Consider the following 19,976-nt stretch of genomic DNA (forward strand, 5'->3'; position numbering starts at 1 on the left):
TTGGCAAGCCCTCCGTTAACCACCAGAAAATCTGAGTGATAAGGGCGCAGAAGGCCCCGCCATAAAAAATCTCAGAAGCCGCTGTTTGATGCCCTGTAGTCGGCTGGCGCTGACAAAAAAGCGTCAATGTCGGCGACGCGCCACCCCACCGACCGCGCCCCAAGGTGCACCGGCTTCGGGAACGTTCCGGCTTTGATGCGCTGATGGATGGTTGATCGGGACAAGCCCGTTTCGCTTTCGATTTCGGCTCGACGCATGATCGCATTAGGCGCTCGCCGAATCGATTCCGGCCCAGTGTGTGTCGCCGGAGGGGGCGGCGTTGCGCTTTGCGAAACGTAGGCTTCAGCATGAACCCTGCGGCTAGCCGTCAGACCAAGGTCGATCAGCCTCGCGGCAAGCTGATCACCGTCTGTGCACCAGTTCGCGAATGCTTCGCAGTAGCGCGCCAGCGCCTCCTCATCAACGGTGTCCAACACGCCAGCGTCAGACATCTGTTTAGCCACTGCGGGCCAATGAGCTAGTGCCGAGGGAGATAGTCGCGCCAGTATTTTCCCGCCGATATGGCGATCACGATGTTCTCGCTGCGCCCGAACACGACGAGTCGGAGCGTCTTCGCTTTCGGTCAGCCCGCGTTGGTTGTCACGCATGGCAGCCTCCTTTCGATTCAGACCTGAAGTCAAAGTTTAGGATTTCTTGGGGGAAGGACATGCCGCAAAAATCAAGTCACGGACCTACGAGGCTCAAGACTGAACGGACGGGCGGATCGGAAGACCAGCCGCGAGGATGGTGCTGCGCTCACAATATGCTTCGCAGGATTGACCCTGCGAGAGACCGTGTGTCATTCTCGACATCAGACAGACAAACTGTCTGTCACCCTGATGTCACCCTGCGGGGTGTCAAACCAAACGATGACGGACGCAATACCAAATAAAAAACCGGCCTAAGTGCCGGTTTTTTAAGGAAATTCGTGGTGGAGAGGAGGAGGATCGAACTCCCGACCTTCGCATTGCGAACGCGACGCTCTCCCAGCTGAGCTACCCCCCCAACGAATCGAAATTGTACCACAGCAAAATCGCCATCAGCGCAAGCTGCCCATCCCGTCACTTCTGCGGCGCCCCCGCCAGAACCCACGCGACCACGGTCCTGATATCCGCGTCGTTCATTCTGGGATGCGACGGCATCGGAATCGGTCCCCACACGCCCGCGCCGCCGTTCTTCACCTTCTTTTCGAGCTGCGCGCTCGCCTGCGGCTGTCCCTTGTACTTCTCCGCAATCTGCTGGAACGAAGGCCCCACGAGCTTGCGATCGATCGCATGACAGCCCATGCACGCATTGCCGCGCGCGATCGCCATCGCGTTGGCGGAAGAAGCCGGCTGCTCCGCCGCGGCCGCGCCAAACGACGCGGCGACCACCGCCGCGCCGAACATCACACGCAACACGCTCATTTCGCCGCCGGAACCGGAGCGGGATTGCCCGGATGCACATCCGAATTCTTCACCGGCGCGGGCGACTGCGTGTCCAGCGGACGCGAGCTCACGCCCGAATCGGGCACCGTGCCGACCGTCGCTTCGGCCGGCGCGCTCGCCGCCGAGACCGCGCTCGCATCGGATGCGGCCGCCGCCTCGAGCGCCTGCGCTTCCTCCGGCTTGATGTACTGGAAGACCTTCACGACCTGCTCGACGCCCGGCACGCGCGCGGCGACATCGGCGCCATGCGCGCCTTCATCCTGCGTGACGAGTCCCATCAGATAGACGACGCCGCGCTCGCACACCACCTTGTAGTAGTTCGCGCGCAAATCCTTCTCGCCGACCATCGCGGTCTTCACGCGGCCTTCGAGGTACGAGTCGTTCGCGCGCGACGAAATCGAGCTCGCACCCTGGATCGCCAGTTCATTGACGATGCTGCCCACGTTGTTGATGTCGCGCACGACCGCTTCGGCCTTCTGCTTCGACGCGTCATCGGGGACTTCGCCGGTCAGTAGCACGCGCCGGTTGAAGACGGTCACGTTGACATGCGCCGTATCGGGCAGATTCTCGTTGATGCGCGAAGTCGCCTTGATCTGGATCTCGCGGTCTTCCGTCTGCGCGCCGAGCGTGCGGCGATCCGTTGCGATCAACGTGCCGCCGGCCGCCGCGCCGACGACCGCGAGCGCGCAGCCCTGCAACGTCAATGCGACTCCCGACAACAGGCTCACCACCAGGGTGGCCTGGGCTAGCGTCGCCTTGACGCGTGTCTTGTTCGTCAACTCCGTTCCCCCTTTTCAGTTTCAGTCGTCGCCGAGCAGCATCGCATCGATGCCGTCGCACAAACAGTGAATGATCAGCAGATGGACTTCCTGGATGCGCGCCGTGCGATCGGACGGCACGCTGATATGGATGTCGGTCTCGGCAAGCACATCGGACATCGCGCCGCCGCCCTTGCCCGACAGCGCGATCACGATCATCTCGCGCTCGTGCGCTTCCTGAATCGCCGCGAGCACATTGACCGAATTCCCCGACGTGCTGATTGCAAGCAGCACGTCCCCCGTCTGGCCGAGCGCGCGGACCTGATTCGAGAAGATCTGCTCAAACGCATAGTCGTTGCCGATGGCCGTGAGAATCGACGAATCGGTCGTCAGCGCGATCGCCGGCAAACCCGGACGCTCGCGCTCGAAGCGGCCGATCAGTTGCGCGGCAAAACGTTGCGCGTCGGCCGCCGAGCCGCCGTTGCCGCAGACGAGAATCTTGTTGCCGTTCGCGAGCGCGCCGAAGAGCGTGTCGACGGCGGCCGCGATCGGCACCGCCAGCGCGTCGAGTGCTTCGAGTTTGAGTGCCGCGCTGTCGCGGAATTGCTGTTGAATACGTTCGACTGACATCGACTCTCGATCATCGGCCGCGGCATACGCTGCGGTGTGTGGCTTGAACGCTCAAGGCGCCGGTTGTTGCGCAGTTTACCGCATGCATCACGCGGCGAACCGCGCTCATGCCTCGTCGGCGCGAAACGCATCGCGCAGCCACGCGATACGGCCGGCATCGAACGCGACGATATCGAAGCGGCAGGCCGGCAACGCGCCGCGCCATGTCGCGAGGAAATGCTGGGCGGCATGCACGAGGCGGGCGCGCTTTCTCGCATCGACGCTCGCGGCGGCATTCGCATAGCGCCCGCCCCTTCTCGCGCGCACTTCGACGAACACGAGCGCGCCGCATTCGTCGAGCATGACGAGATCGATCTCGCCGCCGCGGCACGTCACGTTGCGCGCGACGAAGCGCATGCGTTGCCGCCGCAAAAAGTCGAGCGCATGCGCCTCGAAAACATCGCCGAGCGATTTGGACAAGGTTCCTCCATAAAAGTTGTCGGCGCGCGGCCGCGATGGCACGCGGCAAGCGCGTGGCAAAATGACGACCTTTCCTTCCACGCCGCGCTCATGCTTCAGATCTCCGACCTCGCCGCCGGGCAGCACTATCCGACGGGCGCGCTGTACGTCGTCGCCACGCCGATCGGCAACGCGGCGGACATCACCGTGCGCGCGCTGCATGTGCTCGGACTCGTGGATCGCATCGCCGCCGAGGACACGCGCAACACGGCGCAACTGCTCGCGCGCTACGGCATCTCGAAGCCGTCGATTGCCGTGCACGAGCACAACGAACGCAGCGCGGCCGAACGCGTGATCGCGCATCTGAAGAACGGCGAGCGCATTGCGTGCGTGTCGGACGCGGGCACGCCCTGCATTTCCGATCCCGGCGCGCGTCTGGTCGATGCCGTGCGCGAGGCAGGCTTGCCAGTGATTCCGCTGCCGGGCGCGAGCGCGCTCACGACGGCGTTGAGCGCGGCGGGCGCGTGGGTCGCGGGATTTTCGTTCGTCGGCTTTCTGCCGACCAAGTCGAAGCAGCGCGCCACGCAGTTGCGCACGCTCGCCGATCATCCGATGGCGCTTGTCTTCTACGAGGCGCCGCATCGCATCGTGGAAACGACGCGTGCGCTCGGCGAGGCTTTCGGCGGCGAACGGCAGTTGCTGATCGCGCGCGAGTTGACGAAATTACATGAGAGCCTGCATCGCTGCACCCTGGCCGAAGGGCCAGCGTGGCTCGAAGCCGATGCCAATCGTCAGCGCGGAGAATTCGTTCTGGTGGTGCAAGGCGCGCCCGAAGCGCAGGACGCCGACGACGCGCACGACGCGCTGCTCACGACGCTACTGGAAGAGTTGTCGGTGAAGAGCGCGGCACGCATCGCCGCCACGTTGACGGGCGCGCCGCGCAATGCGCTCTATGAACGCGCGCTGAAACTCGCGAAACGCGACGATACGGCAGAAGAATAGAAAACGGGCCGTCGCGAGACGGCCCGTCAGGGAACTGCGGGATGCAGTACGGCGAGAGATCAGTTCACGCTGTCGTCGGCGAGCGCCTGAGCCTGCTCTTCACGCGCCGCACGCGCTTCCTGCTGCGTGAGACCTTCGATCTTCACCTTCTGCGTGCCGGCGCCGCGCATGCCGAGCACGGCCGCCGCAGCGTAGGACAAGTCGATCACGCGCCCGCGCACATAAGGACCGCGGTCGTTGATCTTCACCACCACGGTCTTGTGGTTGGCTTCGTTGGTCACGCGCACCCACGACGCGAGCGGCAGCGTGCGGTGAGCCGCGGTCATCGCGTTCATGTTGAACTTCTCGCCGCTCGCGGTCTTGCGACCGTGGAACATGCGGCCGTACCACGAGGCCTTGCCCTTCTGCTCGAAGCTGCCTGCGTCCGGGCCGGTGGTGATCGGCTCGGCGTTCGCGAGCGACGGAGCCGGGCTGGGCTTGTCGGCGGGCAGTGCGGACAGGTGCGAATCGAAGGCGAGCGGCGCCGTCGAGCGGGCACCGACCGTGCTGAGGGAGTTCGTTGTCTGAGGATTGGATGCGACATCGCCCGAACCCGGCGCGGCGCAACCCGCCAGCACGCCAACTGCTAGCAGGCTCCCGACATGTCGAATAAATCGAGCATTCATAGACGTGTATCAACGATAAAGGAGCGGCCGCGCTGCGCCGGCTGGGCGCGCACAAGGCTGCTCAAGGCTTCTCCGCGCAATGCAGAACGCCGCTCGGTCAAGCGAACGGCGAACTGTGCTCGGATGCGGCGTACTCGTGCCGCAAACGCCCGGTTATTGTTCACGTCTGGCGCAACCTGTCCCCGGCAGCCTGACCAGACCCCACATGCCGCCATCGAACGTGGCATCACATTCGTGCGCTATAACAACTTGGTTGAGCGCAGGAACGGCGGCGTAGGCCCCATCCGGCGTGACGGCAGCTAAGGCCATCTCACAGACGCGCGGCGTCTGGCCGGACAAGACGTGTGCACCTACTGATGGTGCTTGAGTTGCAATTGCGAGGCTTTTGGCCCCCAACAGCGTACTGACGGCGATTGTAAAAACGCACTAACGTTTCAGCAGTCGCCTAGTGACGGCATGGTTAACTCCATGCACAAGTAGTGCCATTATACAAAAAAAGCGGGGTTTGGCTCGCCGGACTGTGCAATTCGTCATTGATTTTCGCTATGAACGTAAGAATTGCCGGATTTCTTGAGGTTTTGCACGCTGATGTCGCCCTCGTCGCGGGTTTCCCCGCACCGGTACAATGAACGTTTTTACAGCCCGACTTGTACCGCCGACAGTCATATGAAAGTCATTCTCGTTCCCGTGACGCCTTTTCAGCAGAACTGCTCCATCGTGATCTGCGAAGCGTCGAAGCGCGCCGCGATCGTGGACCCGGGCGGCGACATCGACCGGATCATCGCGGAGGTCGACCGGCACGGCGTGACTGTCGAAAAAATTCTTCTGACGCATGGCCATCTCGACCACTGCGGCGGCGCGAAGGCGCTCGCGGAGCATTACGGCATACAAATAGAAGGACCGCATCGCGAAGACGCGTTCTGGATCGACCAGTTGCCCGCGCAGACTCAACGCTTCGGTTTTTCGAACGCGGAGGCCTTCACGCCGGAACGCTGGCTCGCTGACGGCGACACCGTGCAATTCGGCAACGAGTCGATGGAAGTGTATTTCTGCCCCGGACACACGCCCGGTCATGTCGTGTTCTTCAGCCGCGAGCACAGGCTCGCGTTCGTGGGCGACGTGCTGTTCGCCGGCTCCATCGGGCGCACCGATTTTCCGCGCGGTAATCACGCCGAACTCATCCGCTCGATCCGCGAAAAGCTCTGGCCGCTCGGCGACGATGTCACCTTTGTGCCGGGTCACGGCCCGGCATCGACGTTCGGCGAAGAACGGCGCAGCAATGCGTACGTGCGCGACGGAGTGAGCGCATGAACGCCAATGCCACCGCGGTTCCCGAAATCTACGTCAGCACGGACGTCGAAGCGGACGGTCCGATTCCCGGCCCGCATTCGATGCTGAGCTTCGCCTCGGCGGCGTACACGGCCGACAAGCAACTCATCGCCACGTTCTCCGCGAATCTCGAAACGCTCGAAGGCGCGGCGCCGCATCCGGTCCAGGCCGCGTGGTGGAAAACGCAGCCCGATGCGTGGGCGGCATGCCGCAAGGATCTTCAGAAGCCGGAAATCGCGCTGCCCGCCTATGTGGAATGGGTGGAGGCGTTGCCGGGCAAGCCCGTGTTCGTCGCCTATCCGGCGGGCTTCGACTTCACCTATATGTTCTGGTACATGATGCGTTTCGCCGAGCGCTGCCCGTTCTCGTGGTCGGCGCTCGACATCAAGACGCTCGCCTTCGCGATGACCGGCCTGCCGTACCGAAAGGCGATCAAGCCGCGCTTGCCGAAGCACTGGTTCGATGAACTGCCGCACACGCACGTCGCGCTCGACGACGCCATCGAGCAAGGCGCGCTATTCTGCAACATGCTCGCGGAGCTACGGGCGTCGCAGGCAGCGCTGGCACGGCCATCGGACGAACCGAACGACGGCACTGAAGGTAAAACCGCGCCATGAGGCCAGCGAGTTAGGGAAACTCCCTCAGTGCGGGCGCATTGCATTGCGTTTCTTTTCCGACGCCTCTACCATTAGAGTCAAATCGCGATCGAACGGAGGCGCAGTTGACTCTCGATACATTCTCACAAAAAATCCTGCGTCTTCTGCAACTGGACGCGCGGCGCTCCGTTCAGGAAATCTCCGACCAGGTCGGCTTGTCGAGCACGCCGTGCTGGCGCCGCATCAAGGACATGGAGCAGTCGGGCGTCATTCAGCGCTATACCGCGCTGCTCGATCGCGAAAAGCTCGGTCTGCACGTCTGCGCGCTTGCGCATATCCATCTGACCCGGCACACGGAAGGCGGCGTCGAGCAATTCGAACGCGAGATCGCCACCTGTCCGGAAGTCACCGAGTGCTACAGCACGACCGGCGAGTCCGATTACATCCTCAAGATCGTCGCGCCGGATATCAAGGCGTACGACGCGTTCCTGCACGATCGCATTTTCAAGATTCCCGCGGTCGCGCAGGTTCGAACGAGCGTCGTGCTCCGCGAGATCAAATTCGACACGCAACTGCCGCTCTGACGCGACGCTTCATCGCGGCAGATCGATTGCGCGTCTCGGCGTCGTGACGGGCGCGAACCGGAGCGCCTGCGCGACGCGAATCTCGCGCGCGCCGATCTGCCGTTTGAGCGCGTCGAAGTCGATCGCCTTCAGGCGGATGGCCGCATCCATCGTGCTCGATGCCGCTAACACCACATCGACGCTAAAGCCGCTGCCGAGGTAATGCAGATTCAACGCTTCGACCGGCAGCCCTTGCTGCGCGAATGCGGCGCTCACGGCGTCGGTCACGGCAGAACGCTGCGGGAAGTTGCCGGGCTGCGGATTGAGCGCATCGCTTTCCGGATCGACGTGAATGAGCGCATCGATGACGCGTGAGTCCGCCAGCAGGTTCGCGCGCGCCGATTCGGCAATGTAATGCCCCTCGGAAACCGAAATGAGTGGGTCGACCAGAACATGTGCGTCGACGATGGCCAGGTCGCCCATCTTGCGCGTACGGAAGTCGTGGACCTCGCGCACGCCGGGCGTCTTCGACAGGATGCCGCGCAAATCTTGCGCGGTCGCTTCGTCTAGGGCCCGGTCGGAGAGATCCTGCAATGCGTCCCACGCAAACGTCCATCCCATCTTGCCGATGAGAAAACCCACGACGGCGGCAGCAATCGGATCGAGAATTCGGAATCCCGCCAAACTGCCGATAATCCCGAGCGCGACCACGAGCGAAGACGCCGCGTCCGACCGTGCATGCCACGCGTTCGCGACAAGCAAAGCGGAGCGAATGCGTTCGGCGGCGCGAAGCATATAGCGAAAGAGTGCCTCCTTCGAAACGAGCACGATTATCGCGACCGCGAGCGCACCCGCCTTTACGGGCGGAATATCCTGAAGGTTGACGATGCGCGTCCCGGCGCGCCATAGCATTCCAACGCCGACCGCGATCAGCAATCCGCCGAGGAATAACGAGGCGACCGTTTCGTACCGGTTATGCCCGTAGTTATGATCGACGTCGGGTTTGGCGGATGCCCGCCGATTGGCAACTAGAACGATAAAATCGGAGACGATGTCCGCCAGCGAATGAATGCCGTCGGCCAGCAATGCCTGAGAGTGTGCGACAAAGCCGACCACGAGCTGCGCCGTGGCAAGCCCGCTATTTAAGGCAATGCTCGTCCAGGTGGTTCGCCGCGCCACGTGCTGTTTTTCGGAAATGCCTGTAGTCGAAAGCGGCATGTAATTTACCCGAACCGTCCTTTCCCTCATCTTATCAGCCGTGTGCCCCAACTCTTTCGAGGGTTCGCGCCAATCTTTTAAAATTTAGCTACTTAACTCCGCCCGAACGCTCTAGGCGATACGAAATACGCCCGCCACAACGAAAAGGCCGCGTCTTGAAACGCGGCCTTTGGAATGCTGGGTACGGCGAGGAATTACTTGCCGATCAGAAAATTGTCCCGATCTTGACCAGCAATCCATTTCGGCGGCTTACCGCGGCCCGACCAGGTGCTGCCGCTTTCCGGGTCACGGTATTTCGGTGCTACGCCCGCCCGGCTGCTGCGTGCCGCCTTCGCGCCTTTTGCGCCCCGGCCGCCAGCCAGTTCCTGAAGCGTGATGCCATAATCCGCCATTTTCTGCTTGATCTCATTAAGCACTTCGGCGTATTCGCGCGACTTCGCTTCTTCAATCTGACGTTCGAGAGACTCGCGTTGTGCGAGGAGTTCCTTGTATGAAGGCATGGCAATTCCCTAAGTGGTGTGCTGACTCGCGAATCGGTACGCTCGCTTTCAATTATCAGTATAGCCTCGGACTGGGACGGAGATTAACACAGTTCTTATAATCGCTGCGTGCGCAAATTGCCGTCCAATAAAAGTTTAGTATCTTTCTTCGTAACAATTGCCGAAAAATCCGAAGTTTGGGGCGACCATCGTTCGAATGTAAAAAATGGCAATGAGGCGAGCCGCACACTGCGTGATGGCATCGGATGAAAACACGGCAATATGACGCGCCCCGAACGTTTCATGGGATGGCAACTTGGCCGTCATTTCATTTTCGGAATCGGTCCGAGCGAGGTTGATTCGGACCGCAACGCGCTAATTCACTGACCCGAAGCGTCCATTTGCTGCGCGGTAAAGCCGATTAGCGCAGCCCTCAATTCTTCGTCCGTGTGTTTCGGGTAATCGAATGTAAAACGATTGCGCACACTTCCCGACAGCCAATCGCAGCCATATCGGTCCATCCCCAATAATCGGAGATTCTCGGGGCGGCCCGGATAAGCGTCGAATTCCGCGCAAAGCGACATTTCTTGCGCAACCGAAAGCGGCTCCAGCGAGTCGAGTTCATCGCCCGACAGCCAGCCCATTGCGCCGAATCCGCCGATATAGCGCATGCGCTCGACCGACATCACCCAGAAGGAGAAATCGCCGAGTTGCAGATAGCGCTCGGCGTCCGGGTGATAGCGCAAATAGCGGCGCGCGAGTTCGGCGCGCGCGTCGGGCACGGCGGGCGCGAAACTGCCGAGCATGGTCAGGCGTTGTCCTTCCAGCACGCCGCCATCCGCCGCATGCGCGACGAGAAAGCCAGCGCGCGCATCGGCGTGGAGATTTCGCGTGTGCTCGGCGAGATGGCTGACGAGCAGCATCGGAACATGGCGCGCGGTCGGCGCGAACGGAAGCGCCGTCGGATACGGAAAGCCATGCGGCTCGCGCGAATGCGTGGCGAGCGTTCCCTCGGACACGCGATGCAGCAGGTGAAGCGGCGCTTGCGACGGAATGTTCATCCGGGCCTCGTGCGGTCATCGATCGTCGGACGATGTTAATGCAGCGCATGCGAGCGTGTCTCCTGACCGTTCGATAGAATCGAAAGCCTTCGCGTCCGGCGGCATCATCCACGGCCGCCCTTGTTTTCCACGCAATCTTTCCGACGACGGTTTCTTTCGTGTCCGACTCGACCACCGCTTCCTCCGCCGCCCACGACGCCAATCCGACACTCGCGCTGCATCGCAGTCTTCCGCGCGCCACGCGCGCCCGCGCCCGCTACGCAACGATGGCAGTGTTCTTCATCGCGGGCATGATGTACGCGTCGTGGGGCGTGCACGTTCCGACCGTGCGCGACAAGTTCTCGCTGAGCCCGGGCATGCTCTCCTTCGCGCTGCTCGCCGTTGCGGGCGGCTCGATCTTCGCCATGCTGACCACCGGATCGTGGATCGCGCGCGCCGGCACGCGCGCCGCATGCATGGCGGGCGGCATCACGATGATGCTCTGCGGCGCGTTGATTCTCGTAACGCCTTATTACTGGATGCTGCTCGTCGTGCTCGCGATCTTCGGCTTCGGCATGGCGACCCTCGATGTCGCGATGAACGCCGAAGCGAGCGCGGTCGAACAGGCGCTCGGCCTGCCGATCATGTCGTCGCTGCACGGTATGTTCAGCATCGGCGGCATGGCGGGGGCGGCCGCGGGCGGCGCGCTGCTCGCGCACGGGCTCGCGCCCGCCGCGCATCTCGCGCTCGCATCGGGCGTGAGCCTGCTGGTCCTGCTCGTATCGATGCCCGCGGTGCTGCCGCACGTGCCGCATCACGACGAGCACGCGAAGGCGTCGTCGTCGAACCGCTGGCGCTCGGGCGCATTGTGGGCGCTCGGCGGACTCGCGCTCGTCGCGCTGATCGCGGAAGGCGCCATGTACGACTGGGCCACCGTCTACATGCGCGATGTCGTCGAGGCCACGCCTTCGGTGTCGAGCGCGGCTTACGCGGCGTTCTCGGGCGGCATGGCGGCCGGGCGTTTCGGCGGCGACGCGGTGCGCGCGCGTTTCGGCGCGCCGCAATTGATTTTCGGCAGCGCGGGCCTCGCATTCGTCGGCATGGTGATGGCGCTCGTGCTGCCGAACGTCATCGTCACGATGACGGGCTTCACGCTGATGGGCCTGGGTCTCGCGAACATGATGCCGGTGCTGTTCGCGGCGGCGGCGCGCGTCGAAGGCGTGACCGCGGCCGAAGGGCTCGCGCAGGTCGCGGGCCTTGCGTACTTCGGCCTGTTGTTCGGGCCGGTGCTGATCGGCGGCGTCGCGCAGATCAGCAATCTGCCGATCGGCCTGTGCGTCGTCGCCGCGTGCTGCGCGATCATCACCTTCATCGGCCCGCGTATTCTCAGGCGCCTCAAGATATAAAAAAAGCGCGCGGGCCTTTCGGCGCCGCGCGCTTTCCTCTAGCCGCGAAAAATTACATCTTCACGACGTCGAGCAGCGTCTTCTTGCCCTTCTTGTAGTCGTACAGCGAGATCACGCCGTGCTTCAGATCGCCCTTCGAATCGAAGGTCGTCTGGCCGATCACGCCCTTGTAGTCCGTGTTCGGCATTGCGGCGAGAATCTTGGCCGGATCGACCGAGTTCGCACGCTTCATCGCGTCGACGATGATGTACACCGCGTCATACGTGAACGGCGCGTAGATCTGGATCGGCTGGCCGAAACGCTTCTGGAACTTGGCCGCGAAAGCCTGGCCGCCTTCCATCTTCTCGAGCGCCATGCCCGCTTCCGAGCACACGATGTTGTCGGTCGCATCGCCGGCGAGATCCGCCAGCTTTTCCGTGCAGACGCCGTCGCCCGCCAGGACCTTCGCGCGCAGGCCGAGCTGCTTGGCTTGCTTGGCGAACGGGCCGCCGGTCGCGTCCATGCCGCCGTACATCACGGCGTCGGGGTTTTCGCCCTTGATCTTCGTCAGAATCGCGCGGAAGTCGACAGCCTTGTCGTTCGTCGCGTCATGCGAGATCACCTTCAGGCCGAGCGACTTGGCGGTCTTCTCGAATTCGTTCGCGAGACCCTGGCCGTAGGCGGTCGAGTCGTCGACGACAGCGACCGTCTTCACCTTCAGTTGCTTCGCCGCGTAGTTGGCGAGCGCCGGGCCTTGCTGCGCATCGGTCGCGACGACGCGGTACGTCGTCTTGAAGCCTTGCTGCGTGTAAGCCGGGTTCGTTGCCGACGGGGAAATCTGCACGATGCCCGCATCGCTGTAGATCTTCGATGCCGGGATCGACGTGCCCGAGTTCAGGTGGCCGACGACCGCCACGACCTTGTCGTCGACGAGCTTCTGCGCGACCTGCGTAGCGGTACGCGGGTCAGCCGCGTCGTCTTGCGGGTCGAGCACCAGCGTGATCTTCTCGCCGCCGACCGTGAGACCCTTCGCGTTGATTTCTTCGACTGCGAGCCGCGCGCCGTTTTCGTTATCCTTGCCCAGGTGAGCAATGCCGCCGGTCAGCGGAGCGACGTGACCGATCCTGACCGTCTGGTCGGCTGCTGCGGACGTTGCCAACGTAGCGAACAGCACGGCTGCAGCGCTGATCGGCAACAGTTTGTGAAGCTTGGTGTTCATGTAAGTCTCCAGTTTCGGTCCCAAAAACAACGTAATCGCCCTGTGCCCCGTCTTTCATCACGATCGCTCAGTCCCGTGGACGACCACGCCGGATGCATCGTCATGCACTTGGCAAGTCCTTCCGGCAGGCCATTTGTGACGGCCGCCATCCGCACTGCGCGCAAGTGTAGGGTTGTCAAATTAATTTAGGGAAGCTTTTTAAGATACTGGTGTCACTACCGATTAACGGCTAGTTGTGATACGCCGCCGTTTGTGGTGGCGTTTCCTGCGAAGACGCCCTGTACATGCGGGTTTCCGCGACATTGGCGCGCAAAGGTTTGGGCGTCATTCAAGTTCGCCGGGCGCGCGCCGATAATCTCTGCCCGCCGGCATCATTAAGCTGTCTTTTTAATGCCGTTTTAGCGCGTGTTTAGATCCACTGCTCTAAAAATGCCGCCGCGCGTCAAAGCGCGTGCCTGACGCCGCGCGGGCGTTCAGGGCGACTGAAAGGGAAAGCTGGCACACTCCATCGCCTCACTCTCTCATCGACAAGGAGTTCGACGTGACCGTATCCGTGACTTCCCGCTGGATCGACATTCCCGCCGACGGCGGCAGCTTCCAAGGCTATCTCGCGCTGCCCAAGACGGGCAGCGGCCCCGCCGTCATCATCCTGCAGGAGATCTTCGGCGTGAACAGCCACATCCGCAGCGTTGCCGATCAATACGCCGCCGATGGCTACGTCGCGCTCGCGCCGGACGTTTTCTGGCGCACGCAGCCGCGCGTCGAACTGGGCTACGAAGGCGCGGATCGTCAGAAGGCGATGGAACTGCTGCAAAAGACCGATGCGAATACCGCAGTCGCGGATGTCGGCGCGGCGGCCAAAGCGCTGCGCGCGCTGCCCGAAGTAACGGGTAAGGTCGCGGCGATCGGCTATTGCTTCGGCGGCCGTCTCGCGTATCTCGCGGCGGCGCAGGGTTCGGTCGATCTCGCGGTGGCGTACTACGGCGGCGGCATTCAGAATTCGCTCGACCAGGCCGAACAGGTCAAGGTGCCGATGCAGTTTCACTACGGCGAACTCGACGCGCACATTCCCGCCGAAGCGGTGGACGCCGTGCGTCAGAAGTTCGCGGGCCGCCAGGATTCAGCGCTTCACGTGTACCCGGCGGCTGATCACGGCTTCAACTGCGGCGATCGCGCGTCGTACAACGCGAAGGCGTCGGCGCTCGCGCACGGGCGCACGCTGACCTTCCTCGGCGAGCATCTGTAAAAGAAACTGCCTGAGTGGGCGCGCCTGAACGGCGCGCCTGTCATATCAGCGCGGGCAGTCCTTCCACCAGTAGAAACGCGGCAAGCACGCCCAACAGCGCGCCGAATACGCGCAGCACGTTGTTCTTGAAGTGCGTCGCGCAAGGAATGGCCCCGAGAAACAGCGCGCCAGCCAGCGCCATCGGGATGATCAGAATGAAGTCGCCGATCGTGAAGTACGTCATAGTGCGTCTCCCATCGTCCTGCTTCTGGCTTTTCGATCGTCGCGCGATAAACGCCCGCCTCGACGATTCGAGTATAGGCCGCTCCTCGGGCGGCGTCGGCGCGACTTCGTGCGCTGGAAGACCGACGCGGCCAGCCAAAGCCTTGCGGAACAATGGCTTATACGCGCCCGTTTTTAAGCGGACACGGTAAACCCTTAGATTCGTCGTATTTCAAACCGCTTTCGTTTTACGCGGCCGCAGCGCGTTCGCGCCGGTTCAGATAAACCGCGCCGGCCAGTCCGATCAACAACAGCACGCCGATCAGTCCGGCGACGCCCGTCCATCCGAACGCGGTCCAGAAATGTCCGCCGTAGGCGCCGATCAGGCTCGATCCAAGGTAATACGCGAGCAGATAGAGCGCGGCCGCCTGTCCTTTCGCCTGCGCGGCGAGCCGCCCGACCCAGCCGCTCGCGACCGCATGCCCCGCGAAGAAGCCGAACGTCAGACAGGCGATGCCCGCGATGATCAACGGCAGCGTGCTCGACAAGGTGAGCGCGACGCCGAGCATCATCAGGATGAGACTCGCGATCAGCACGCGGCCGCGCCCGAAGACATCGGCCATCTTGCCGGACCACGGCGACGCGACCACGCCCGTCAGATAAACCGTGAAGATCGCGCCGATCTGCGTCTGATTCAGGCGAAACGGCGCGCCGAGCAACCGGTAGCCGACATAGTTATAGAGCGTGACGAAGCTGCCCATCAGCACGAAGCCGAGCAGAAACAGGAACGGCAAGCCGCCGTGCCGCAGATGACCCGCGAGCGAGCGCCGATGATGCGCGAATCCCACGCCGCGGCGCGGCTGGAAGCGGCGCGAGGGCGGCAGCAGCGAGCGGAAAGCGAGCGTGGCCAGCAGACCCAGCACGCCGATTCCGCCGATCGCGATGCGCCAGCCGAACAGATCCGCGAGCACACCGCTGATGACGCGCCCCGCCATGCCGCCGATAGCCGTCCCGCCGACATACAGGCCCATCGCGAGGCCGAGGCCGTCGGGATGTACTTCCTCCGCGAGATAGGCCATCGCGACCGCGGGCACGCCGCCGAGCGCGAAGCCTTCGAGCGCGCGCACGACGAGCAGCGCGTGCCAGTCCGGCAGCACGGCGGCGACGACCGTCAGCAGCGACGACGCGAGCAGCGAAAGCGTCATCAACCGATGACGACTCCAGCTTTCCGACATGAATCCCGCGATGAAAATGGCGATCGCGAGCGCCGCCGTGCTCACCGACACCGAAAGCGCGCTCACGGCCGGACTCACGCCGAACGCCTGGGTGAACTCGGGCAAGAGCGGCTGCACGCAATACAGCAGCGAGAACGTCGCGTAACCGGCGAACAGCAGCGCAAGCGACGCGCGCCAGTACGCGCGCGAACCACGTTCGAGATATGGCGCGGCGTTCGCGGCGAGATTCGCGCCGTTGCCGGATGGCGGGCGCTGCGGTGCCGGTGATGCGTTCACGTTTGAAGTATTCTCTGAAAAATCCTCGACGATACGCCGATCCTAAGGGTTTTGCCTGATACGGCGGCCGTTGTCCGCTGTCGATCACCCCATAATTACTGCTGGCCGTCTGCGATCGACAACACAAGGCGGCGATTGGCATCGCGCCGACGCGACGCGTTGCGTTAAAGTGGTAGCACAACCGTTCATGAAACGGCCTATGTCGCGCTTGCCGCAACGAACGCGGCGCACAGTCTGGTGCACGAGCCGTGAAAAGCCTGTGCTTGGTGAAAACATTTGACCGGCGCTTTATCCTCAGCCGGCGCTGAAACGGGGATTCATCATGCAAATCGGTTCGATTGTCCGCTCAGTGCATATTGCCGTGCCTCAGGGCGCGCGCGGCATCGTCATGCGCATTCTCGGCGATATGGCGATGGTCGCCTGGTACGCGGGCGAGCCCGGCGTCACCCAACTGCTCAATACGGAGCCGTTTTTTCTCGAAGACCTGATCGATACCGGCGATGTCGTGCGCCCGTCGAATACGGTCGTTCATTGAGCGAGCGCAGCGCCACGCGGGCGCATTCGTCGCATCGCACGCACTGAGCGCGCCGATGCCAACCGCGCGAAGGCGCGGCACAATGCCGGGATGAACTCGAACCATCCCGATTCCCAGGGCGTGCCCCTTCCCGACGACGGCGACGCGCCGCCCTTCTCCGGTCTCACGCCCGAGCGCGTGCTCGACGCAGTCGACCGCGTGCTGATGCCCACGGGCGCGCGCACCGATGGCCGCCTGCTGCCGCTCAACAGTTACGAGAACCGTGTCTATCAGGTGGGCGTCGAAGATGGCCCGCCGGTCGTCGCGAAGTTTTATCGTCCGAAACGCTGGTCGAATGCGGCGATCCTCGAAGAGCATGCGTTCGTCGCGAGTCTGGTCGCGCGTGAGATTCCGGCGGTCCCGGCACGCACCCTGGAAGGCCGGACGCTGCATGAATTCGACGGCTTTCGCTTTTCCGTCTTCGAGCGGCGAGGCGGCCGCGCGCCCGATCTCGACCGCAGCGACACGCTCGAATGGCTCGGACGCTTCATCGGGCGGATTCACGCGGTGGGCGCGATCGAGCCGTATCGCGAGCGGCCGACGCTCGACATCGACACCTTCGGCCGCGAACCGCGCGAGTTTCTGCTGACGCACGGCTTCGTTCCGGGCGATGTGCGCGAGGCGTGGGACACCGTCGTGTCGATGGCGCTCGACGGCGTCGCGCAATGCTTCGAGCGCGCCGGCGACGTGCGGCATCTGCGCTTGCACGGCGACTGCCATCCGAGCAACGTCTTGTGGACCGACGCCGGCCCGCATTTCCTCGATTTCGACGACAGCCGCATGGGCCCGGCGATTCAGGATCTATGGCTGCTGCTGCCGGCCGGACGCGCGGACGCATCGCGCGCGCTCGCGGATCTGCTCGCCGGCTACGAAGACTTCTGCGAGTTCGATCCGCGCGAACTGCATTTGATCGAAGCGTTGCGCACGCTGCGTCTGATTCACTACTCCGCGTGGCTCGCGCGGCGCTGGAACGATCCCGCGTTTCCCGCGGCGTTTCCGTGGTTCAACACGCAGCGTTACTGGGAAGACCGCATCCTCGAATTGCGCGAGCAGGTGGGCGCGATGCAGGAAGGCCCGCTCTGGGCGGTCTGAAATTTTTCGTGACATTCACGCACTGTCAGGCAATCGCAAAGCATTGAAAAGCTTGACTGCGCATGCAATGATAACGATTCTCATTTGCCCGCCCATCGTCGATCGCCGCGTCTGAATCGCGTGAATGCCGATCGCGGCGCGGCTTTGCCTGCCAATGCCCGAATTCGGAGAGACGCGTGAACGCGCCTGAAACACTCAATCCGCAGCCGACCACGACGAGCGGCTCGACGCACTACCGTCCGCACGGGCGCCTCATCGACGATGCCGAGCAGATCGTCCGCAAGAACCGCTCGCGCCGCTCGACCTTTCTGAAGTGGCTGCGCAAGGTGCATGGCTGGATCGGTTTGTGGGGCGCGCTGCTCGGCCTGCTGTTCGGCGCGACGGGCTTTTTGCTGAATCACCGCGCGCCGCCGCTGCGCATTTCCACGGGCGAGCCGCAGGTGGCGCAGATGCAGATGCCTTTGCCCGCCGAAGGCTTCAAGACGCCGCGCGACATGGGCAACTGGCTCAAGAAAGAACTGAAACTCGACGGCAATCTCGGCCGCGCGCGCCGCGAGCCGGCGCATCCGGTCGGCTGGGGCGACAAGAGCACGATGCAGCCGGAGCAATGGTCGGTCATGGTGGCGTCGCCTGGCGGCAGCGTGCAGGCCGAGTACTGGGTCGGCAACAACTTCGTTTCGGTGAAACGCACCGAAAACACCTTCCTCGCGATGATGACCAACCTGCACAAAGGCGTTGGCCTGAGCGTGGGATGGGTGCTGCTCATCGATACCTTCGCGGGCAGCATCATCCTGCTGTCGCTGACGGGCGTGCTGCTGTGGACGGAACTGAACAAGCGGCGCACGGCGGGCGTGGTGATCGTGGCGGCGTCGCTGGTTGCGGCGATTGCTTGCGGGTTGATGTGATCGAGCGGGCCTGTCGCAGCGACCATTTCGGTGGCTTCACCGAAATGGTCGCGCTGCTTTCGTTCATGGCGCTAGATCGTCGTCCGGGCTTTGCCGCGGGTCATCCAGAGCTCTCTTCTGTGCGCGCTCGATTTGCTGAATGCTTGTTTCTGGCGTAGGCAGCGCCTCGGGCAATGCCTTGCAGCGATAGGCCTACTATTAAACATTGCTAAGTCTCCAGCGTCGCGTTTGAGAGCATCAAGCAGGTTCATGAAGACGAGCTTGAATTCTGGTTCGCTCGCGATTTGGCTCCGTTGCTCGGCTATCAGGATTGGCGGACCCTTGTGCAGGTGATCGCTATTTCGGAATCTTCAGGTGGAGATGCTTGCGCCCCCTCCCCGGGTTATGCCGCGTCATCCACAAATAAAGCCCGCTCCCCAGCACGACGATCGTCAGCACATCGAACGCCGCCCAGAAGATCTTGAGCGGCATGCCGCCGAAATCGCCAAAATGCAGCGGCTGCGAGCCGAGCAGCACTTTCAGATACCACGGCAGTTCGCGTGAATCCGTGACCGCGCCCGTCGATGCGTCCACGAGCACGGGCCGCATGATGCGCGTCGTGAGAATGCCGTCGCCGCGCATCCAGACGGCATAGTGATGCGGGCTCGCGAAGCGCGTGCCGGGAAACGCGACGAACGACGGAATCATCGCCGGCGCGACGCCCTGCGCGGTCTTCACGGCATCGTCGATGGACGCGCGCACCGTCACCGGCGGCTGGCCGCGGTACGGCGCGACCATCTGCGCGAGCTGATCGTTGCGCCACGCTTCGAGCATCAGATCGGCGAGCGTGTTGATCGAACCCGTCGCGCCGACGAGCAGCGCCCACGCGAGCGTCAGCATGCCGATGGCGTTATGCCAGTCGAGCCACACGATGCGCCGCTTCTTCTTCAGGCGCACACGCCCGAGCCCGACTTTTCGCCAGAACGGTAGATACACGACGATGCCCGACACGATCGCCGCCAGAAACACCACGCCCATCGCGCCCAGAAAGAGCTTGCCGACGAGCCCGGCGAACATGTCGACATGCAGCTTCAGCAGCACGAACTTAAGCGAGCCCTTGCCCGGCGGCATGCCGAGCGGCTGCGCGGTGCGGGCGTCGACGGTCGTGCTGAGCGTATCGTCGGGCGGCGTGTCGGCGCGCGGCGCGCTCACGACGATCGGCAGAAGCGGCTCGTCCGGCTCCCAGATCATGTATTGCGGCACGTGGCCGGCATGTTCCTTCAAGGCGGCCTGCAAGACAGCGTCGTAACTCGCGCGCGCGCCGGCCTGCGATGCGGGCAGCGCGGGCGCTTCGATCGCATCGCCGGTCAGGATATCGAGTTCGTGGCCGAACACGAGCGGCAAGCCCGTCAGACAAAGCAGCAGCATGAACGCTGTGCAGACGAGACTCGTCCAGCGATGCACGATCGACCACACGCGCAACGCACGCTGGCTCATCTGACGTCGATTCGCGCGTTCAGGGGCGTCGGTCGGCGAGCCGGCGCGTGCGGCTGCGCGCCGGCCCTCGCCGGTCAGAAACTTGCCGGACATTCGATGATGAGTTGAACAGAAGGAAACGGGCTTCGCGTCAGCCGCCGTTGCGGCCGCGCAAATGAGAACGATTATTATATAGCCGCGCCG

At 63.2% G+C, this 19,976-nt stretch carries 22 protein-coding genes and 1 tRNA gene; 9 read left to right on the plus strand and 14 right to left on the minus strand.

The features are described 5' to 3' along the window. Positions 1–71 precede the first annotated feature (71 nt). The 6 genes from LY284_RS39040 to LY284_RS12840 all read right to left on the minus strand — a co-directional run bounded on the left by LY284_RS39040 (position 72) and on the right by LY284_RS12840 (position 3,373). On the minus strand, positions 72–647 hold the full coding sequence (locus LY284_RS39040; protein WP_309243183.1) for an AlpA family phage regulatory protein: 576 nt from the start codon (positions 645–647) through the stop codon (positions 72–74). 321 nt (positions 648–968) lie between these two features. Next, a tRNA-Ala gene (locus LY284_RS12820) sits at positions 969–1,044 on the minus strand. 56 nt (positions 1,045–1,100) lie between these two features. Continuing rightward, entirely contained in the window at positions 1,101–1,445 is a 345-nt protein-coding gene (locus tag LY284_RS12825; protein ID WP_045451639.1) for a c-type cytochrome, read from the minus strand. Continuing rightward, positions 1,442–2,245 (minus strand): BON domain-containing protein, encoded by an 804-nt coding sequence (locus tag LY284_RS12830; protein ID WP_233386584.1) that lies wholly within the window; start codon positions 2,243–2,245, stop codon positions 1,442–1,444. The genes LY284_RS12825 and LY284_RS12830 overlap by 4 nt, the downstream gene beginning before the upstream one ends. Positions 2,246–2,266: 21 nt before the next feature. Then, on the minus strand, positions 2,267–2,854 hold the full coding sequence (locus LY284_RS12835; RefSeq protein ID WP_045451627.1) for a phosphoheptose isomerase: 588 nt from the start codon (positions 2,852–2,854) through the stop codon (positions 2,267–2,269). 105 nt (positions 2,855–2,959) lie between these two features. Then, positions 2,960–3,373: a YraN family protein gene (locus tag LY284_RS12840; RefSeq protein ID WP_255724250.1), complete on the minus strand. Its 414-nt coding sequence runs from the start codon at positions 3,371–3,373 to the stop codon at positions 2,960–2,962. Between the two features lie 30 nt (positions 3,374–3,403). Between LY284_RS12840 and rsmI the strand changes: the two genes are divergently transcribed. Then, entirely contained in the window at positions 3,404–4,294 is an 891-nt protein-coding gene (gene rsmI / locus LY284_RS12845; protein WP_045451625.1) for a 16S rRNA (cytidine(1402)-2'-O)-methyltransferase, read from the plus strand. Between the two features lie 59 nt (positions 4,295–4,353). On the opposite strand, the gene LY284_RS12850 is transcribed toward rsmI, so the two are convergent. After that, entirely contained in the window at positions 4,354–4,959 is a 606-nt protein-coding gene (locus LY284_RS12850) for a septal ring lytic transglycosylase RlpA family protein (protein ID WP_014192774.1), read from the minus strand. Positions 4,960–5,625: 666 nt separating this feature from the next. Here LY284_RS12850 and LY284_RS12855 point away from each other — a divergent pair. The 3 genes from LY284_RS12855 to LY284_RS12865 all read left to right on the plus strand — a co-directional run bounded on the left by LY284_RS12855 (position 5,626) and on the right by LY284_RS12865 (position 7,468). Next, positions 5,626–6,270 carry an MBL fold metallo-hydrolase gene (locus LY284_RS12855; RefSeq protein WP_045451623.1) on the plus strand — a complete coding sequence of 215 codons (645 nt, stop codon included), beginning with the start codon at positions 5,626–5,628 and terminating at the stop codon, positions 6,268–6,270. Further along, on the plus strand, positions 6,267–6,905 hold the full coding sequence (locus tag LY284_RS12860; RefSeq protein WP_045451620.1) for an exonuclease: 639 nt from the start codon (positions 6,267–6,269) through the stop codon (positions 6,903–6,905). Before LY284_RS12855 ends, LY284_RS12860 begins: the two co-directional genes overlap by 4 nt. Positions 6,906–7,009: 104 nt before the next feature. Then, positions 7,010–7,468, plus strand: coding sequence for an Lrp/AsnC family transcriptional regulator (locus tag LY284_RS12865; RefSeq protein ID WP_008352298.1), 459 nt, complete (start codon positions 7,010–7,012; stop codon positions 7,466–7,468). Between the two features lie 9 nt (positions 7,469–7,477). Here the strand turns inward: LY284_RS12865 and LY284_RS12870 are convergent, their stop codons facing one another. From LY284_RS12870 to LY284_RS12880, 3 genes are all read right to left on the minus strand, one after another. Further along, entirely contained in the window at positions 7,478–8,665 is a 1,188-nt protein-coding gene (locus LY284_RS12870; RefSeq protein WP_045451618.1) for a cation diffusion facilitator family transporter, read from the minus strand. A 194-nt stretch (positions 8,666–8,859) separates the two neighbouring features. Then, positions 8,860–9,165, minus strand: coding sequence for an H-NS family nucleoid-associated regulatory protein (locus tag LY284_RS12875; protein ID WP_014192770.1), 306 nt, complete (start codon positions 9,163–9,165; stop codon positions 8,860–8,862). Positions 9,166–9,524: 359 nt separating this feature from the next. Next, positions 9,525–10,205: a HugZ family protein gene (locus LY284_RS12880; protein WP_233386589.1), complete on the minus strand. Its 681-nt coding sequence runs from the start codon at positions 10,203–10,205 to the stop codon at positions 9,525–9,527. Positions 10,206–10,363: 158 nt separating this feature from the next. Here LY284_RS12880 and LY284_RS12885 point away from each other — a divergent pair, with 158 nt between their 5' ends. Beyond that, entirely contained in the window at positions 10,364–11,590 is a 1,227-nt protein-coding gene (locus tag LY284_RS12885) for an MFS transporter (RefSeq protein ID WP_233386591.1), read from the plus strand. A 52-nt stretch (positions 11,591–11,642) separates the two neighbouring features. Here LY284_RS12885 and LY284_RS12890 read toward each other — a convergent pair whose 3' ends face one another. Continuing rightward, complete coding sequence (locus LY284_RS12890; protein WP_041730864.1) at positions 11,643–12,788, minus strand: branched-chain amino acid ABC transporter substrate-binding protein; 1,146 nt, start codon at positions 12,786–12,788, stop codon at positions 11,643–11,645. Between the two features lie 541 nt (positions 12,789–13,329). Between LY284_RS12890 and LY284_RS12895 the strand changes: the two genes are divergently transcribed. Continuing rightward, entirely contained in the window at positions 13,330–14,034 is a 705-nt protein-coding gene (locus tag LY284_RS12895; RefSeq protein ID WP_045451613.1) for a dienelactone hydrolase family protein, read from the plus strand. Positions 14,035–14,074: 40 nt separating this feature from the next. On the opposite strand, the gene LY284_RS12900 is transcribed toward LY284_RS12895, so the two are convergent. Together LY284_RS12900 and LY284_RS12905 are read right to left on the minus strand one after the other, a co-directional pair. Beyond that, entirely contained in the window at positions 14,075–14,257 is a 183-nt protein-coding gene (locus tag LY284_RS12900) for a hypothetical protein (RefSeq protein WP_041730863.1), read from the minus strand. A 226-nt stretch (positions 14,258–14,483) separates the two neighbouring features. Beyond that, a complete protein-coding gene (locus LY284_RS12905) occupies positions 14,484–15,746 on the minus strand; it encodes an MFS transporter (RefSeq protein WP_233386593.1) in 1,263 nt (420 codons plus the stop codon). A gap of 322 nt (positions 15,747–16,068) precedes the next feature. On the opposite strand from LY284_RS12905, the gene LY284_RS12910 reads away from it, so the two are divergent. The 3 genes from LY284_RS12910 (at position 16,069) to LY284_RS12920 (ending at position 18,317) form a co-directional block, all read left to right on the plus strand. Then, complete coding sequence (locus LY284_RS12910) at positions 16,069–16,281, plus strand: hypothetical protein (protein ID WP_014192763.1); 213 nt, start codon at positions 16,069–16,071, stop codon at positions 16,279–16,281. Between the two features lie 90 nt (positions 16,282–16,371). After that, the gene (locus LY284_RS12915; RefSeq protein ID WP_233386602.1) at positions 16,372–17,412 is read left to right on the plus strand and encodes a serine/threonine protein kinase; all 1,041 of its coding nucleotides are present in this window, start codon (positions 16,372–16,374) and stop codon (positions 17,410–17,412) included. A 176-nt stretch (positions 17,413–17,588) separates the two neighbouring features. Then, the gene (locus LY284_RS12920; RefSeq protein ID WP_233386604.1) at positions 17,589–18,317 is read left to right on the plus strand and encodes a PepSY-associated TM helix domain-containing protein; all 729 of its coding nucleotides are present in this window, start codon (positions 17,589–17,591) and stop codon (positions 18,315–18,317) included. Between the two features lie 336 nt (positions 18,318–18,653). Here the strand turns inward: LY284_RS12920 and LY284_RS12925 are convergent, their stop codons facing one another. After that, a complete protein-coding gene (locus LY284_RS12925) occupies positions 18,654–19,886 on the minus strand; it encodes a PepSY domain-containing protein (RefSeq protein ID WP_233386607.1) in 1,233 nt (410 codons plus the stop codon). Between the last annotated feature and the right edge of the window lie 90 nt (positions 19,887–19,976).

Source organism: Caballeronia sp. PC1, from assembly GCF_021353155.1.
Taxonomy (GTDB): Bacteria; Pseudomonadota; Gammaproteobacteria; order Burkholderiales; family Burkholderiaceae; genus Caballeronia; species Caballeronia cordobensis.

Coding starts and splice junctions, on each gene's coding strand:
- LY284_RS39040 (WP_309243183.1), bottom strand. CDS start 647: ATGCGTGACAACCAACGCGGGCTGACCGAAAGCGAAGACGCTCCGACT.
- LY284_RS12825 (WP_045451639.1), bottom strand. CDS start 1,445: ATGAGCGTGTTGCGTGTGATGTTCGGCGCGGCGGTGGTCGCCGCGTCG.
- LY284_RS12835 (WP_045451627.1), bottom strand. CDS start 2,854: ATGTCAGTCGAACGTATTCAACAGCAATTCCGCGACAGCGCGGCACTC.
- rsmI (WP_045451625.1), top strand. CDS start 3,404: ATGCTTCAGATCTCCGACCTCGCCGCCGGGCAGCACTATCCGACGGGC.
- LY284_RS12850 (WP_014192774.1), bottom strand. CDS start 4,959: ATGAATGCTCGATTTATTCGACATGTCGGGAGCCTGCTAGCAGTTGGC.
- LY284_RS12855 (WP_045451623.1), top strand. CDS start 5,626: ATGAAAGTCATTCTCGTTCCCGTGACGCCTTTTCAGCAGAACTGCTCC.
- LY284_RS12860 (WP_045451620.1), top strand. CDS start 6,267: ATGAACGCCAATGCCACCGCGGTTCCCGAAATCTACGTCAGCACGGAC.
- LY284_RS12870 (WP_045451618.1), bottom strand. CDS start 8,665: ATGCCGCTTTCGACTACAGGCATTTCCGAAAAACAGCACGTGGCGCGG.
- LY284_RS12875 (WP_014192770.1), bottom strand. CDS start 9,165: ATGCCTTCATACAAGGAACTCCTCGCACAACGCGAGTCTCTCGAACGT.
- LY284_RS12880 (WP_233386589.1), bottom strand. CDS start 10,205: ATGAACATTCCGTCGCAAGCGCCGCTTCACCTGCTGCATCGCGTGTCC.
- LY284_RS12890 (WP_041730864.1), bottom strand. CDS start 12,788: ATGAACACCAAGCTTCACAAACTGTTGCCGATCAGCGCTGCAGCCGTG.
- LY284_RS12900 (WP_041730863.1), bottom strand. CDS start 14,257: ATGACGTACTTCACGATCGGCGACTTCATTCTGATCATCCCGATGGCG.
- LY284_RS12910 (WP_014192763.1), top strand. CDS start 16,069: ATGCAAATCGGTTCGATTGTCCGCTCAGTGCATATTGCCGTGCCTCAG.
- LY284_RS12915 (WP_233386602.1), top strand. CDS start 16,372: ATGAACTCGAACCATCCCGATTCCCAGGGCGTGCCCCTTCCCGACGAC.
- LY284_RS12925 (WP_233386607.1), bottom strand. CDS start 19,886: ATGTCCGGCAAGTTTCTGACCGGCGAGGGCCGGCGCGCAGCCGCACGC.